This is a genomic window from Pseudomonas sp. BIOMIG1BAC, from assembly GCF_001705995.2.
Classification (GTDB): domain Bacteria; phylum Pseudomonadota; class Gammaproteobacteria; order Pseudomonadales; family Pseudomonadaceae; genus Aquipseudomonas; species Aquipseudomonas sessilinigenes.
Map to the genome: position 1 here is coordinate 4,398,993 of NZ_CP049045.1, position 14,728 is coordinate 4,413,720.

The 14,728-nt window shown below is 56.9% G+C and carries 24 protein-coding genes; 4 read left to right on the forward strand and 20 right to left on the reverse strand.

Features of this window, described 5'->3' with window-relative positions:
* Positions 1 to 2: 2 nt before the first annotated feature.
* The 19 genes from ATY02_RS20465 to ATY02_RS20555 form a co-directional block, all read right to left on the reverse strand.
* The gene (locus ATY02_RS20465; RefSeq protein WP_068589076.1) at positions 3 to 335 is read right to left on the reverse strand and encodes a capsid cement protein; all 333 of its coding nucleotides are present in this window, start codon (positions 333 to 335) and stop codon (positions 3 to 5) included.
* Positions 332 to 664, reverse strand: a complete 333-nt coding sequence (locus ATY02_RS20470) for a hypothetical protein (RefSeq protein ID WP_141698267.1) — start codon at positions 662 to 664, stop codon at positions 332 to 334. The genes ATY02_RS20465 and ATY02_RS20470 overlap by 4 nt, the downstream gene beginning before the upstream one ends.
* Before the next feature lie 7 nt (positions 665 to 671).
* A complete protein-coding gene (locus ATY02_RS20475; RefSeq protein ID WP_068589078.1) occupies positions 672 to 1,595 on the reverse strand; it encodes a hypothetical protein in 924 nt (307 codons plus the stop codon).
* Between the two features lie 12 nt (positions 1,596 to 1,607).
* Positions 1,608 to 2,714, reverse strand: coding sequence for a peptidase (locus ATY02_RS20480; RefSeq protein ID WP_068589081.1), 1,107 nt, complete (start codon positions 2,712 to 2,714; stop codon positions 1,608 to 1,610).
* Positions 2,715 to 2,808: 94 nt separating this feature from the next.
* Positions 2,809 to 3,612 carry a hypothetical protein gene (locus tag ATY02_RS20485; protein ID WP_083236088.1) on the reverse strand — a complete coding sequence of 268 codons (804 nt, stop codon included), beginning with the start codon at positions 3,610 to 3,612 and terminating at the stop codon, positions 2,809 to 2,811.
* Positions 3,613 to 3,752: 140 nt separating this feature from the next.
* Positions 3,753 to 4,229, reverse strand: coding sequence for a phage virion morphogenesis protein (locus tag ATY02_RS20490; protein WP_068589083.1), 477 nt, complete (start codon positions 4,227 to 4,229; stop codon positions 3,753 to 3,755).
* Position 4,230: 1 nt separating this feature from the next.
* Positions 4,231 to 5,073 carry a phage minor head protein gene (locus tag ATY02_RS20495; RefSeq protein WP_068589085.1) on the reverse strand — a complete coding sequence of 281 codons (843 nt, stop codon included), beginning with the start codon at positions 5,071 to 5,073 and terminating at the stop codon, positions 4,231 to 4,233.
* The gene (locus ATY02_RS20500; RefSeq protein ID WP_068589088.1) at positions 5,073 to 6,566 is read right to left on the reverse strand and encodes a phage portal protein family protein; all 1,494 of its coding nucleotides are present in this window, start codon (positions 6,564 to 6,566) and stop codon (positions 5,073 to 5,075) included. The genes ATY02_RS20495 and ATY02_RS20500 overlap by 1 nt, the downstream gene beginning before the upstream one ends.
* A complete protein-coding gene (locus ATY02_RS20505; protein ID WP_068589091.1) occupies positions 6,563 to 7,891 on the reverse strand; it encodes a terminase large subunit domain-containing protein in 1,329 nt (442 codons plus the stop codon). The genes ATY02_RS20500 and ATY02_RS20505 overlap by 4 nt, the downstream gene beginning before the upstream one ends.
* Positions 7,888 to 8,433, reverse strand: coding sequence for a phage protein Gp27 family protein (locus ATY02_RS20510; protein WP_068589094.1), 546 nt, complete (start codon positions 8,431 to 8,433; stop codon positions 7,888 to 7,890). The genes ATY02_RS20505 and ATY02_RS20510 overlap by 4 nt, the downstream gene beginning before the upstream one ends.
* 2 nt (positions 8,434 to 8,435) lie before the next feature.
* Complete coding sequence (locus ATY02_RS20515) at positions 8,436 to 8,729, reverse strand: hypothetical protein (protein ID WP_068589098.1); 294 nt, start codon at positions 8,727 to 8,729, stop codon at positions 8,436 to 8,438.
* On the reverse strand, positions 8,726 to 9,031 hold the full coding sequence (locus ATY02_RS20520) for a DUF2730 family protein (protein WP_025132158.1): 306 nt from the start codon (positions 9,029 to 9,031) through the stop codon (positions 8,726 to 8,728). The genes ATY02_RS20515 and ATY02_RS20520 overlap by 4 nt, the downstream gene beginning before the upstream one ends.
* Positions 9,028 to 9,246, reverse strand: coding sequence for a TraR/DksA C4-type zinc finger protein (locus tag ATY02_RS20525; protein WP_083236087.1), 219 nt, complete (start codon positions 9,244 to 9,246; stop codon positions 9,028 to 9,030). The genes ATY02_RS20520 and ATY02_RS20525 overlap by 4 nt, the downstream gene beginning before the upstream one ends.
* A gap of 6 nt (positions 9,247 to 9,252) precedes the next feature.
* Positions 9,253 to 9,858, reverse strand: coding sequence for a hypothetical protein (locus tag ATY02_RS20530; protein WP_068589101.1), 606 nt, complete (start codon positions 9,856 to 9,858; stop codon positions 9,253 to 9,255).
* A gap of 171 nt (positions 9,859 to 10,029) precedes the next feature.
* A complete protein-coding gene (locus ATY02_RS20535) occupies positions 10,030 to 10,248 on the reverse strand; it encodes a hypothetical protein (RefSeq protein WP_068589104.1) in 219 nt (72 codons plus the stop codon).
* Positions 10,245 to 10,712 (reverse strand): structural protein, encoded by a 468-nt coding sequence (locus ATY02_RS20540; RefSeq protein ID WP_068589107.1) that lies wholly within the window; start codon positions 10,710 to 10,712, stop codon positions 10,245 to 10,247. Before ATY02_RS20540 ends, ATY02_RS20535 begins: the two co-directional genes overlap by 4 nt.
* Before the next feature lie 137 nt (positions 10,713 to 10,849).
* The gene (locus ATY02_RS20545) at positions 10,850 to 11,266 is read right to left on the reverse strand and encodes a hypothetical protein (protein WP_068589110.1); all 417 of its coding nucleotides are present in this window, start codon (positions 11,264 to 11,266) and stop codon (positions 10,850 to 10,852) included.
* A 102-nt stretch (positions 11,267 to 11,368) separates the two neighbouring features.
* The gene (locus ATY02_RS20550; protein ID WP_068589113.1) at positions 11,369 to 11,866 is read right to left on the reverse strand and encodes a hypothetical protein; all 498 of its coding nucleotides are present in this window, start codon (positions 11,864 to 11,866) and stop codon (positions 11,369 to 11,371) included.
* Positions 11,867 to 11,883: 17 nt separating this feature from the next.
* Positions 11,884 to 12,417 carry a helix-turn-helix domain-containing protein gene (locus tag ATY02_RS20555; RefSeq protein ID WP_206600621.1) on the reverse strand — a complete coding sequence of 178 codons (534 nt, stop codon included), beginning with the start codon at positions 12,415 to 12,417 and terminating at the stop codon, positions 11,884 to 11,886.
* Here ATY02_RS20555 and ATY02_RS20560 point away from each other — a divergent pair.
* On the forward strand, positions 12,406 to 12,618 hold the full coding sequence (locus ATY02_RS20560) for a DNA-binding protein (protein ID WP_068589121.1): 213 nt from the start codon (positions 12,406 to 12,408) through the stop codon (positions 12,616 to 12,618). The two genes, ATY02_RS20555 and ATY02_RS20560, sit on opposite strands and share 12 nt — an antisense overlap.
* A 3-nt stretch (positions 12,619 to 12,621) precedes the next feature.
* Here the strand turns inward: ATY02_RS20560 and ATY02_RS20565 are convergent, their stop codons facing one another.
* Positions 12,622 to 12,894: a hypothetical protein gene (locus ATY02_RS20565; protein WP_068589124.1), complete on the reverse strand. Its 273-nt coding sequence runs from the start codon at positions 12,892 to 12,894 to the stop codon at positions 12,622 to 12,624.
* A 112-nt stretch (positions 12,895 to 13,006) separates the two neighbouring features.
* On the opposite strand from ATY02_RS20565, the gene ATY02_RS20570 reads away from it, so the two are divergent.
* Genes ATY02_RS20570 through ATY02_RS20580 form a run of 3 tightly spaced genes read left to right on the forward strand, consistent with a single transcriptional unit; the run spans position 13,007 to position 14,728 of the window.
* A complete protein-coding gene (locus ATY02_RS20570) occupies positions 13,007 to 13,486 on the forward strand; it encodes a hypothetical protein (RefSeq protein WP_068589128.1) in 480 nt (159 codons plus the stop codon).
* Complete coding sequence (locus tag ATY02_RS20575) at positions 13,483 to 13,785, forward strand: helix-turn-helix domain-containing protein (RefSeq protein ID WP_068589130.1); 303 nt, start codon at positions 13,483 to 13,485, stop codon at positions 13,783 to 13,785. The genes ATY02_RS20570 and ATY02_RS20575 overlap by 4 nt, the downstream gene beginning before the upstream one ends.
* A 10-nt stretch (positions 13,786 to 13,795) precedes the next feature.
* Positions 13,796 to 14,728 (forward strand): hypothetical protein, encoded by a 933-nt coding sequence (locus ATY02_RS20580; RefSeq protein ID WP_068589133.1) that lies wholly within the window; start codon positions 13,796 to 13,798, stop codon positions 14,726 to 14,728.

Below are 14,728 nucleotides of genomic sequence, written 5' to 3' on the forward strand. Positions count from 1 at the left end.
GGTCAAATTCCCCGGACGATACGGATGACATCACCTGCAGCAGTTGCTGCGTCCATGGCGAAGCCGTTCGACTTACCAGAAGCGAGAGTCACCGCACGTCCCGAGGCGTCCGACTCGACCTCGACACCGGCCACGACCGCTGCACCCGCTGTGATCAGGCAGATACCCAGCACATTGACCGGAGCCACACTGTCAGCTTCGGTATCGGCTTGAACCGTGCCCAGGGCCTTGGCACCAGCCCCGCAGAGCCCACCAGCAAAGCTGGCAAAGCGGTTGCGGGGAAGATCGACCAGGGCGACCACCGAGATGGTAAGAACAGGTTGTTGAGTCTTCATTTTTCGCTCCGCAACGGTTTGATAATTCGGCGGTTCAACAGCGGCACCGCGTCCTTGTCGTTCAGGAAAACTTCATCGCCCTGGTGATACCAGGTGCCGTCATGCAACACGCACGACACATCCGTAACCAGGTAACCAGGCAGCTCCTGGGCAGAACCTGGGGCAGCAGTTGCGTCAACTGCCGTCGTGCTTGGTGAAGGAGCGCCTGATTGCGAAGGTGCTGCAGAGGCTGGGGCGCCCACTGCGGCTTGGCCGACATCCCCCGGAGCCACTTCTTCAGCATTTACCAATGCGCTGTCCTGGTCTTGTCCTGTCTTCTTCGTAGCCATGGAAACCTCAGACGTTGATATCGGAAATCAGGTAACCGGCATCAGCGCCCACGACCACGGGCTTGTAGATGTCAGTGTTACGAACGAAGCGCACTTTGCCGCCCGAGCCGTCATAGGTATCGATCTCGGGCATACCCTTACGGCGCAGGGTGTAGCCGAAGCTCGGCTCGTCGTAGTCGGCCTCGGCGCCAGCTGCAGGCTTGGCCACATAGGCCAACGTCATGTTGTCACTCCAGATATCGGAGGTGTTGACCGAGCCCGCCAGGGATTCACCGATCAAAATGTCCTGGATACCGAACAGGGCTTTCAGATGTTCAACGGTGATCAGCTTGCGTTCGGTCGAACCCAAGGCCGCCTGAAGCTTTGGGTGGAACTTCAGAGACTGATACACCGAAGCGCCCATGGTCATGGTGTTAGGGCGAATACCGATTCGACTACGAACCACTTCCTTGCCTTGCTCAACCACGGCGATGGGATCGCCACCGCCATTGCTCCATTGGCTGGAGCCGGACAGGGTGACCTTGGCACCTGGAAGGAAAGTGTTGGGGTTTTGCGCCAATTTGGCGCAGAGCACCTCGCGGCGCAGGTCGATGGCGTTGACGACGCGTCGAGAGGCTCGGGCTTCAGCATCGAACATGGACTCGTTCTTCTCGCGGTAGTCCACGGGATAAGCGAGGTCATGTTCACGCAGCACCACGTCGAGACCGTCAACATCATCCGGGGTCATGACGTTGGATTGGGCACGGATTGCCCGCTCGGTGTCGTAGACCTCGAAAGCCTCCTTGCCGAACACCGGAATGACCCCGGCTTCCTTGTCCATCAGCGCAATAGGGAACAAGCCCTCGCCGATGTATTGGGCATTGCGATAACCACGCGCCAGGTTAGTGAGAACCGGATCAACGATCCGCAGTTTGCTCAAACGATCAGCCATGATGACTCCTTGTTACTTGATGAGTTGGCGAACCGCCGACTCGTAAGGGATGTTTTTGTCGGCGGCCAGGGCAGTTGCACGGTTGTGCAAGCTGAGGCGGTCGGGGTCGGTGTTCTTCTCGGCGAACTCCAGATCGCTTGGGACATGCAGATCGCCCTGGCGGTGCTTGCTCGCTTGCTCCGCGAAGTCGATCTGTTGCGGCAGGTCGTCGAAGATTGCCTTGAGGCCGTCGATAACCGGCTTGCGTTGATCGCCTTCGCCGAACTCCAGCGGTGCATCACCTGCCTCGGCGAAGTCCAAGGCGGCGATCAGTGCGGCGGTGTGTTTGGGCAGCAGCTTGCCTGCACCAACCAGGCCTTCAGCGAAAGCCAGGTTCTTGGTATGACGTTGGGCAGCCTGTTCCTTCTGCTCCCGTTCCTGGTGTGCGGCCAACTGAGTTTTGAGGCGAGTGTTTTCCGCCTCCAGGGCGGCTTTTTCCGCTGGGTTCACGGGGTGTTCCTCGGTGGTGGGTTTGTTGGATGGAGTGGGTTCGGTGAATGCGGGGCTGTCGACTTCGCGGCGGGACTCCGCCAGCAAGTTGTCCACGTCCCAACCAGGAACAACGCGGTCAGCGTCTTCCTGACTGAACTTGTCGATGAGCCACTCGCGCAGGCGGCGGAACACTCCGGCCGAAACGCTATCGCCGAAGTCGCCGAACTCGACGACGCCTTCCTCGTCCTCCGCCAGTTCGATGGGGCGGAGCCCTTTGACTGACGGCGGCTGCGCCCCGAGAAAGCCGACATGACGTAGGTAGTACACGCCCGGCACCGGGTTGTTGGCGGCGTCGGGGTGATAGAAGGAGGCAGAGATCTTCTTGAATTTCTTTTGCGCCACCAAATCCGCAAAGGCCACATCAACCTCATGTGGAACTGCGACCAGGCCGTCAGGGGCGGTCGAAAGCGATTTGACCCAACCGGCTGCAGGTGCATCGTGCTTGGGATGGCCGATGACCAGCGGAGCTTCATGCAATGCCGGATCGTAGGCGAGTACGGTGGCGGCCAGATCGGACTCGCCAAAGGAGATGCAGGCGCCACTCATGGTGACGTGGTTGCCCGGCTTGAAAATGTGGAGTGGCTTCATGGTCTGTGCGCTTCAGCTGAAGGTGATGCGCACAGATTGGGCGAATGGACGGCCTAAGGCTTTTAATCGAGTTTAAAGACTGCCGTGAACAGACTCAGTATTGGCCTTTGAGGTGCTCCGTCACGGTGAAGGGTTCAAAAATCGGTTCCGAGCGGATTTGATTCATTAAGCCCCAATAACAGTGTCTTGCGTAAGGGTTTTCAAGTGTGTCGGGATATAGAAATTTGTAGCGTGATGAACCACCACCGTCAGGAGTAAAGCTACGTGAGTACTCCGGCAACAAATAGTTTTGAATCCCCCAGTAAATATTGTTTAGAAACTCAACAATTGTGCTTGCGTGATACATGGATACGTTGTCATGAAAGGACTCGTATATTTCTTCTTGAGCGAGCATTGCTTGGAATAAGTCAAAGTCATGACCTGCTTCTTGCAGAAGGCTCCGCAAGTCCGCTGCGACTCCGACAGATCGCAAAGTGTTGTGCTTTGAAACGTTGCCGACGATTTTAAGCAGCAAGAGCCTTGAGATTTGGACCTCGGTTTCAAGATCTAGCGATGGCAACCAAAGGGCGACGGTGATTTTCTCATTCAACCAATCAGCAAAAATATTCACTGATTTTCTCAAATCACTCACAGAGTTCCCCACGGAGAAGCTTGGAGTATCGCTAATGCCCCTTAGAGCGCTTAGGTAGGTTGCTGATGGAACGGGGGCTTTTGCATCTGTCTTTGATAGAAAATCTACAAGGGCGATGAAGAAAAACTGCTGATGTGTCATCCCTTTAAATTGGATGCTCTTATGGTCGCCCTCACCACGTATGACCATTAACTCATGATTGACCATCGACCTAATCATCTCGACCACAGCGGTCAAGTAAACAACCTCTTCTTCCATTTTGTTCATTTGGTTCTCCACAAGCGCAGTTTAGTCTGCTGTTTGGCAGCATAAAGCCCAGCAAAAGCATTTATAAAGCTTTACGGTAGCGTCCAAAGACCCTGATGATGAATCGGTGTAGCAACGTTGCTAAACCCCCTCAAAGAGCCTTACAGGCGGGCAGCTCTTTCTATGTGGTTCAACGCGAGTTCCAGGATCGCTTCCTCTGCTTCGGGCTGCAGCTCGCCCTCGGCGTCCATAGGCAGGTATGGGCGACCTGGAATGTCACCCCACAGGTGCGGGAAGTCTGACTGGTTACCCCCGAACTGCATCATGGCGGCATAAGGTTTGTTGCTGCCGACCAGGGCCGAGCTATCGGTCGCCCGTGTTGTGATCGAAGCGGCCAGTCCTGCCGAACTGACCTGCAGCATCTGCCCAGGCCAGTTACCGGTTTTCTCCCGGCGTGCAGTGGTGACATCGGACAGGTCTTCCCAGTCGGGCCGACCTTCCTCGCTGAAGTTCTCCTCGGTCTGGCTGGCCAGCTCGGCGCCGATGCCGCGCATCAGTGGCGCCAGATCGCCTACTGCCCACTCAACCCGACGCAAGGCCGCCTGCAGGCGTTGGTGATCCAGTTCAACGGTGAACATCTCAAGTCTCTCCAGCAGCTGCTGCTTGTTTCCGTTTTAGAACATCCGCCAAGCCAGTACCCGGTGCGTGATTGAATCCCGGATCAGTACGGAAGGTGATGGGCTTGCCCGCTGCATCGGTGGTACGGATGCCGGTCACGGACGCTGTGCGGACTTCGCCGGTACGCTTGTCGATGCCTGTTTCCACAGTCTCTGTGAAGAGACGCCCCTCGCTCGACTCGACCTTCAGGCCCCGGCGCTTGGCCGCAGACTCGCTCAACGCCGTCACGCGGCAACGGCAGTTGAATCCGTTGGGCGGGTAGATCGCCGACCAGATCGGGTCGTCATGGCGATACACCCTGCCACTTAGCGCACGATGGCTGGGCCGCGTCTTGCCGTCCAGTATCGCCACATACATCCAGTACGGATGGGTCTCGGTGGTTTGCTCCATCTCAGCTTTACGCCCGGCCATGTACGCGCTCTGCAGGTTGGTTTGATAGATGGTCTTGAGACGGCGCGGGCTGCCCAACTGGACCAACTCGCCGACACCCTGACTATCAACAATCACCTGTTTGCCCCACCAGCCTTGTGACTCAAGTGTGGGCTGCAGGGCTGCAATGAATTGCTTGAGGGTCTGACCTTCCTGTAAGGCAGTCTCCAGCGCACCACGAATGTCCGACAGCAGATCAAGGCGCATGGCCTTGGCGACGGTAAAGGCTTTGTCGTGCGCCTGGTCGAGCATCTCCTGCCAGTTCCAAGTAAGCGCATAGCCTTTGGACTTCAGGTAGGCCACAGCGTTTTTGGGCTCAAGGCCGAAGATGGCCTTGAGGTCAGCCGGGGTTGGGCTCGTGTTTGTGGTTGTCATCAGTCGTCCCGATCCACACTGGCACTCAGCCGACCCCATGTGCCAGCCATGAACAGCAATCGCGTGAGGTTCTCCTGCAGGGCCTGGTCATCCATCGTCGGATGCAGCTCCGCAAGCAGGCCGAGCGCCTCGGTATCGGTGCGAGCGCGTAGCAGTGCATCGATCACAGAGGCAACGACCTGTTCACTCTGCTCCTGGAGCAATTCAGCGGGAAGGCTGTTGATGGCTTGATCAAGTGCTACCTGGTCGAGAATAGGCGCGAGGGATGCCTCGGCAAATTCTGGAGACTCGGTTGGAGCTTGAGTCTCGTCCAGGTCGCCATCCTGCAGGTTGTAGGTGCGCTTCCAATACTGAGGTGTGAATTTCACGCCTGCTTCAGTTAGGGACTTATCGCGGTCAGCCTGGGTCTTGTCGATCTCCTCCTGTTCCCATAGTTCGTACACAGGCGCGATGACGTTCTCGCCGAAGTTCAGATCCACCAACCGGCGTATGACCGCGTTCATGGTCGCGGCAACAATGCCCTTGTCGCCGTCGCGGATGTCCTTGGTAACCTCCAGGCCTGCTGTTGCGCTGGCCCGGTTGCTGTTGGCCTCGGTTGTTTGGTTTTGTCCCAGCAGGCCAACGTTGATTTCACTACGGCAATAGACCAGCAACTCGCGATAGACATCGGCGCTGCCAGCTTTACCTGCAGCCTCCATGATCTCGACGCTGGAGTCATCCGGTATAACGGCAACTGCGTCCTGAACCATTGCTTCCAGGCTATCGAGCAGCAAATCAGTTTCGCCGGTACTGGCCCCGCGAGGGTGTTTACCGATCACCCAAGGTGATCCGTACTTCTCGGTGAACTGGACCCAGAACTTCAGGCCTCCCTTCATGAAAATCACTGGCCAAAAGCACATGGACAGATCGGCGAAGCCATACGGGTTGTTGTAGGTCGCATCCTGACGGGCCACAACAAAGCGTTGCGGATCGCACAGCTCGCCAGTCAAGCCGGCATCGCGGGCACGGAAGCGCAAGTTGTTCTCCTGGTCGTAGAGGAACCACTCGGCGGGCTTGCCCAGCAGATCCTCGGGCACGATGTTCATGCCGACCGGACGCCACATCAGTTCAATGGGTTGGAACCCGTACAGTGGCGCGTCCAGCATCTCGCGAATAATGCGGTCGAGATCGAGGTCGGCGAGCCAGTCCCGTACGAAACGCTCAACCCGCACCGGGGCGTTGCCGCGCTTCAGATCGCGCTCCAGGGCGAGGACTGACGACTTGCGGCGGCGGATGTTGCCGCCGACCAGGGCCGAGCTGCGCAGATCCCGATAAACCTTAATGTCCTTGCCCTGAGCCTTGAGGATCGGGTCGGGGTTGGGCAGATACATACCCAGCGCCTGCGCATCGAAGCTGCGCGCACGGCTGGCGATATGTTCGGTCAGGCCCTTATGTTTCGGCTCGGCGAAGTTGACGAATTCCGTGGGGGTGACCCACACACCTTTCTGATTCATGCGTACCCCTGGGTGATGCGGGCGCCCTGGCGAGGACGGCGAGACTTAACGGTGACTGGGCCATTCGGGCCATCACTGGCATTCAACGCGAGAAAGCCCGCCCAGGTCCGGTCGGCGTGACCGGCCACATCGGATTCGGCCACAAAGCGTGGCGCCCCTGTAGGCCCCGCGACCTTCTGAAGCTTGTGCAGGTCGTTACGCAACTCGGTGTCACCCAGGGGGATGCGAATCTGTTTGTCCTGGAACACTTCCTTGCCTCGGGTGGCCATGGTCAGCTTGCTGGCGGTGTTGAAAACCACCCCTTCGACCCGCATCGAGCCGTGCCGCCGCTTGGCATCTTCCACGGGCTTCTCACCCATACCGGTTTGGTCAATGCAGCAACGCAACACCCGGTAACGGGCGAACACGTCATCGAGCAGGGTGTCTTGCTCCAGGAAGGACGCGCGTTTACGGGTGATGATTTCCCGCGTCCAGTACACATCGCCAACCTGTTCCAGCACCCAGATCACGTACAAGTCATTGCGGATGCCGATATCGACACCCACAAAACACGGCCCACCGCTGTACAGCTCCGGGCGACCGGCCTGGTCATGTTCCACATCGTTGATCAGTTCAAAGCTCAACCAGGCACTGGCTTCATCCAGCCACTGCAATTCAAATTCCTGCGCCCAGGCATCCTCATCATTGAGGGCGGCGCGCATCTGCTCGATGTCCCGAGGCAGACCGTCAGCAACAGCAGCGTGAATATCGACCGTATGCCGCGACCAGATCTCGGCCAGCTTCTTGTCAGTCATCAGCTCATAGAACTTATTGCCCTTGCCGTTCGGGGTGCTCGTGATGCGCAGCTTCCAGCCGTTGGAGATCACGGGAAACAAGGCCGTCCAGATCTTCCGACTGTCCTGGTGAAAGGCGAATTCGTCCAGGAACACGTTGGCGCTAAAACCCCGTGCGGTATCGGGGTTGGCGGGCAAGGCAGTGATCTTCGAACCGCCCGGCAAGACCACATCCAACATCGTGAAGCGTTCGCCAGAGGCCCCTTTGAACTCGCCCTCGATCTCCTGCACCGCCAGGTTATAGGCGCGGCAATGTTTCTTGACCCCTTCGTCCATGGCTTCCTTGGCCTGGCGTTCGCCACGGGACAGAATGACCCAGCGAGTACGACCGCCACGGGATTCAGCCTCGAAACAGTCATCGACGATTTCCAGGGTGCTGGTGAAGGTCTTGCCGGTTTGGCGGGCAAACATGCCGATCTTGAAACGCTCACGGTCGCGCAGCCATTTTTTCTGGTAGGCGAACAGCGGTACGGCGGGCTGCAGGATGCTCATAGCCCATAGACCTCTTGTCGAATGCGTTGCAGGGTGTCTGCTGACAACGCGCCCGACTTGCCCAGCTCGTCCAGTTTGCCTTGCTGCTCGCGCACCAGGCGTTCCTGAGCGGCCTTTTCGATGGCCTGGCGCTCCTTGATACTCAGGGTGCGGGCCTGCATAGTGTTCTTCGCCGCCCGCGCCAGATCGGCCACTTCCTTGGTGGTGACATCATCCTTTTCGTGAGCACCCACAGCGGCCTGGTAGGCCAGGGTCGATATCGCTTCGACCAGCAACGCCCCGGTCTTGTCGGATGAGTCTTCCCCGAAGGCGCCCACGAAGGCCTCGGCTTGCTCACGGTGCTGTCGGGCCTTCTCAGTCAGTAGATCAAAACCCAGCTTGAAGCGCCCCAGTGCGCTACGGCTGGGGGCTTTTTCGTTAGGAAAGCGCGACCGGATATCAGACAGCATGTCATCCAACGTCATGCGGTCTTCGCGCAAGAGCTTCTGGATGTACGCCTTGACCATCGGCGGCAGACGATTGATGGACGACTTGCCTGCCATGGTTATGCCCCTGGCCGCTTGATGCCTGGCACACGAGCTCGGCCTGCGGCGATGTCCTGGCCGCGCTCGGTGAGGGTCGCCACCAGGACAGGGCCGACATCAGCCAGCGTCAAGGCGCCTTGTTCCGCTAGCCAGTGCAGTTCGGTTTTCACTTGATCACGGCTTAGCGTATGGCCGTAGCTGTCCAGGGCCATAGTCAGCACCGAGCTGTTGGCACGGTAGCCGCCCATCTCGCCCAGCAGGCGAAGAATGACCAGGCGATAATCCTGACGTAGAAATTCGGCGTATTGGGTCATGTCTTCTCTCGCAGCAAGTAATCATTGATCCGGTCCAGCGAGCGGGCTAAAGGGCCAAGCGCTTCCTTGACCCCCGACAGCTCGGCTCGTACCGCCTTCATGTCGCCCAAAAGGTCAGTGACGGCAGTCTGGTCAGGCAGGTGCCGGACGTGCTCTTCCAGGGCGACAATGCGAGTACGCAGCTCCAGCAGTTCCTGAGCACTGGCGGCCTGTCGCTTGGTCATCCAGGTGTAAATGCTCAGTACCGTTAACATCAGCCATTGCACGGTCTGAAAGCCGAAGTTCAGTTCATTGAGGTTCATCGAATCCCTCGCTTACGCAGGTGCTCAAGTGCTGATTTGCAGTCCACGCAGTGCTCAGTTCCAGGCTCGGCCTGGCGGCGCTCTTCTGGAATCGCATCGCCACATTCTTCGCAGCGATATGCCGAAGGTCCTGAGCGGCGCTGTGTCCTGGTGTTGTGAATCTGCAACGCGGCTTCGTTGAAGTCGTTGTCTTGAGCCAGATCAGCTACATCCATATGCGGTCAGTCCTTGTGTTGAAACGCGATGAGTTGGGCACGGATACCCAAGGCCCAACGACCGTAGTCCTGGGCGAAAGCGAGGATGTCTGCGGGGGTGACGCCGCTTTCCAGTAGTTCTTGCGTAGAACCGGGGGCTGCCCAGGCGGCTGCATCATGGACGGTGGTGTTGGTAGCTGAGGCGGCGGCAGGCAGATCGGCTCCACCGAGGGCGAGATTGAAGTCGCGCACCCAGCCAGCAGTAAACACGCAGTGAGGGATAGGAGCAGGCTTGGCAGCAGGCCCCGGTAGATAGACAGTTGTGACATTGGGGATGTGCTCCTGAAGCTCTTGATGTGCGTCGGAAAGCTGCTGTTGGGTTTGCTGCAGTTGCCGGACAACCTGGTCCGCGCGCTCGGCCTGTTCCTGAAGCGCCGAAAGATTCGCCTGAGCCAAATCAGCACGCTGATCCGCGTGCTTTCGCTCCAGCCTTGCCAAGGCTTCGTTGCCCACTGCGCGCTCACGAGCGGTGGCACCTTTATCGCCTGCAGTGAAAGCAATCAGCACAGAGATCGCCCAAGCAAACGCAAGCAGGACTGGCGCGTAGCGGCGCAAGACTTCAAGTACGCCCATGGTTGAGGCTCCTACGGCTACGTGCCTTTCGTGCAGCACGACGAATAGCGGCAACACGAGGCTTGCTGGCCTTAGTCAGCGGCTGGGGGCCGTGCCAGCTCGCCACGCCTGGCGATGACCAGGAGCGTGGGAGTAGCGACAACAGATGGTTGAACACGCGGGCCAGCAGGTTCATGGGATGCCCCCTTGATCCGGCCCTTGCTTCACCAGCCGTGCCAGGAAGAGCAGCACGGCCAACACGCTGTTGACTGTCGCGTAGGTCGAGGGGGAAAGCTGGGCCTCCCACATGGGCAGGATTGTTACCTGCAGGAGGCCCAGCAATGCGATGACGATAGCCAGCTGGACGCTATGGAGCTTCCAGCAGCAATGGCAGTTGTCGATCAGCTTCATGCCTGCTCCCCGTGATAGGCGTCGGGGACGACTCCGGCCAGGTGCAGGCCATCGTTTACCAGCGACTCTCCGTACCAATTGCCCTCGGGAAGTGGGCCGGAGCCGTTTTCATGACGAACAATTGCCTCAACCAGAGCCCGCATGGTGCGGTAGTCGTACACATCGATCCTGGTATCGGGGGATACGCCCACGCGGGTAGCGACTTGGCGAATATAACTCTCAGTGTTGTTCTCGTTCGGCGGTGCCCAACGGCCAATGATTTGGCGGATGGTGCGCAGCTGGTGCTTGTCTTGGTAGGTGATCAGCGTCCTGGCTAGGGCACGGATGCCCCATTGGGCGCCGGTGAACTGAACGAATGCGGGGTCATTTTGGTTCGCTGACATTCCCTGCCAGCGGGTGCCTTTGACATGGCGAATGTTGCCGGGGTTGAAGTTGCGGATACCGCGAGGGCTTTCGGGTCGCATGGGACGCCTCCTGTAAAGGCGCCGGGGGTTTCAGGCGCCAGAAATACACACGCCGCCATTCTCGGCGGCGTGGTACAGGAAGGCTTTTAATCGAGTTTAAAGAGAACTAAGTCTTGGTTAACGTCTGTTTAGGCCCCTCATTTCACGAGCCCCATCCCACGATATAAGCCTCGCCCACCTGCAACAGCATCTGAGTGCGTGCTGCCCTGGATTCGATTCACCGCATACAAAGAAAGAAGCTCAGTACAGTCTTGCTTTTCCTTTGTCCCTAAGAGTACGGCGTTCACACCTTCAATGAGGTCTGTTGCTTCTGCATAGTGCCCCTCAGAGCGTATTTTTTTTGTAATGAACCAGACAATGTCCGCAAGCTTGGCCTCACTTTCAACATTGCAAACGGTCATTGCCCTTGTCAGAGCCACTTGGGTTCGTTTGACCTCTGGGGAGCTTGCTTCAACGTCTTTATCGAGGCTCACGATAGTGAGTTTCTCTGCGACAGTTTCCGCGACTGCGGCTACGGAGAACAAAGCTGCAAAAACAAAAATTAGAGTTCTCAATTGTAACATCCTTGTTGTTGACGCCGATCTGGGCAGACGCGGGCCTGAGAATAACCATCTATGACTACTTGCAGGCAAATTATTAGTATGACCCTAGCCAATCTACTTACCAGAGGAAGCCAAGACTACAAAAGCAAAAAGGCCGCTCACACCTGTGACCACCATGGACCAAATCCTCATTGTCGCGGGGAGATAGTCCTTGATGGCGTAGCTAAAGACGGCGATAAAAATCAAGACTAAAAGAAGCTTCAGCATAAAAGTATCGAGCCTTTTTTTATACTCCTCAGCCTCTCTTCTCTCGCGCTCTTCGGCCTCAACTTGGTCGTGGTTATGTAAATTGTAGTCACAGTGCATGCATAACTTGGTATATCGCCAAGTGACTTTTCCGCATTGCGGGCACTCTCTTGACCTGTCGCTTCCTTGAGGTGGAGGTTGCTTGGTCGAATTTATTTCAAAGTTTTGGGTTCCGAGATTTATATTCCCGTGATTACCTTTAATTTTAATAACCAGCTCGTGATCTTTCCCATCATTAGGCAGGTTCTCAATCTCTTCAGTGAGCCTAGCCGAAAGTTTGGCTACTAACTCTTCATCGCCTCGCATAACGCTCCTTTGCTAATTCAGCGATTTACCACCAACTTTAAGACTCGTTCCATCTGGGGCTCACTCAGTTCTTGATCTGCGCTGAGAACGTTGTAGACCTCCGAAGCAATAGCCACCAGCTTTTTTGTTGTCCATTGCTTGCCTGCCAATCGGGCTGCTTTCTCAAGCATTTCAGTAATTCGCTCCAGGCGATCCACATCAATTTTTCCCGCCATCACATCACTTTTAGTGACGTCGCCCGAGCCAGCTCGCCCACCTGTGAGGATGAATTGAACATCGGCACCCGCCCGAGCAAAAGAGAACAATACATCTCCACCAGGAACGGTAGCGCCTCGCTCATAACGCCCCCATATTTCGCGAGAAACACCACAAATTTCAGCGATTTCGGCCTGTTTAAGACCAAGACGAACACGCTCTTCCTTCATGCGCTCAGCTGAAAGAGAAGAAAAAGACACAAAAACCCCTTGAAAAAGAGAACTACAGTTCTCATAATCGATCAAACAAACATCAACCATCTTTGCATCACAGGAGCCACCACCATGGCCACCCATGCCAAAGCCCTAACCGCTCACCAGGTGAAGGAAAACTTCCGACGCGCTGGAAAAACGTTCACTCAATGGGCCAAAGAAAACGGCTACACCCGCAACGAGGTGTATCGCGTACTCAACGGCCAGGCCAAAGCCAATTACGGCAAGGCCCATGATATTGCGGTGAAGCTCGGCCTCAAGCCGACTGCCGCATTGGCGGCGTAATGGCTACCGCATCGCAGTTCCGTACTTGCCCTTTGAGGCTTGAGGCGCCACAGATCGTCGTACTTTCTGTGCTTCGCTCAAGTGATCGCACAGCCAAGCCAATGTCCTGGTCGCTTCAGCCTCTATGGGCTGCCCAGGCCAGCGGACCGAAAGCAACGCCTCGTGGAGCCCTCCGGGCGAAACAAGCCCTTGAACTTCAAGCGCTGCGGCGAGACGTAACCAGCTCTGCGCCAATGCATTCACCTGCGCCTCAAGTTTCTCAATACGGTCGTTCATTTCTCAAATCCGTGTTGGGGAATGTACCCCAAAACATTGCATCCAACGCAATCACTTTGCATAGCTGCAAAAGTTCAGAAGTTTTGGAGCATCTATCGGAAAGGTCCTTCCAATGAGCCGCCGTCGCTGGAAGAACATCCAACCCACCTCACTGCGTCATGCACTGGAACTGTGCAAGGACTTCGCCAAGGACGCCCATAACAAAGGTGTCGAGCGTATCGCCGATGAGATGGGGGTGGCTGATCACTGGTCGGTTTACAAGTGGCTGCAGACAGGCCGTATGCCCGCCAACTTAATTCGTCCTTATGAACGGGCCTGTGGCTGTGACTACGTCACTCGCTGGATTGCAGCCAGCGCTGGTCGGTTAACCATTGACGTACCTACGGGCCGGAACTGCACGGCCCAGGACACGCAGGCTCTGCAGGAGCTTCTCACCACAGCAGCCGGCAGGTTGCTCGCCTTCTATTCCAAGAACTGTGAAGCCGACGAAACCCTGGCGGCCATACAAGCCGCAATGGAAGGGCTTGCTTGGCACCGAGGCAATGTCAGCCAAACCCAACACCCACAACTTGAACTGGAGGGGCAGCCATGAGCCGCACCGTCTCAGCCGCCGCGCGCGTGTTGCGAGTCCTCAAGGCTTTGAAGGGCCACACCGTGACCGGCCTTAGCAACAACGATCTGGCCCAACTCACCCAGGACAGCCCGAGCAACATCACGCGAGCGATGCAGACCCTGATCGAGGAGGGGCTTGCGGTGAAGCTGGACAACGGTCGTTTTGCTCACTCAGTGGGTGTGCTGCAGATCGCCCAGGCCCACGCCGAGCATATGGCCCGCCTGACTAACCGCATGCAGGAAATCAATCAACGCATAGCTGCTGGATCGATGAACTAAGGAGAACACCATGGCACGTACTAAAGCCCAACCTGTAGAAACAGTCGATCTGCCAGTCCTGAATGGCGAGATGCTCACCGCGAACCAAAACACAATGGCGGCGATACTTGCCTCGCACAGTGAAGAGCGAGACCTCCTGAATCAGTTGCTTGGTCAGGCTCAAATGGCTGACTCGTTTGCCAAATTTTCCCTGACCGTCAGGACTTCCAAACTTGCTTACGTCAAGGAAAACAAGCTCTACAAAGTATTGAAGGGTAAAAAAACTCCTGACGGTCAGGGATTCTTGTCTGGATCGTGGGACGAGTTTTGCGGACTACTTGGCAGATCTGTAGCGCAGACTGATGAGGATATTTCGAATCTCCGAGCGCTAGGTGAGGAAGCCCTCGATTCCATGTCCCGCATGGGCATCGGCTACCGCGAAATGCGCCAGTACCGCCGCCTTCCAGAAGACCAAAAATCGGCCCTGATTGAAGTGGCCAAGACCGGTGACAAGGACGCCTTCCTTGATCTCGCCGAAGAAATCATTGCCAAGCACGCCAAGGAAAAGGAAGAGCTGGGCAAACGCCTGGACGAAACCAACGCCGACTACGAAGCGCAGAGCGAAGTCATGGCGAAGAAAACCAAAGAACTGGACAGCACCAAGCAGGAGCTGGAGAAGCACCGTAAACGCATCCAGACCGCCACCCCTGACGATGTCCTCAAAGAGCTGCGCACAGAGATTGTCGCACTGCAGTTTGAAGTCGAGGCAAAGATCCTGGGCGAATTGCGTGAAGGCTTTTCCAAGATGGCTGAACACGGTGAGGAACATGGCGTAGATCACCGAGCTTACCAGGCGGACCTGATCCTTCAACTCGAAACCACCCTGGCTACCCTGCGCAGCGAGTTTCACCTGCACGACCAGCAAGGGGGCGCCCCGGCCTGGATGGGCCAGGCCGAGGCTTAA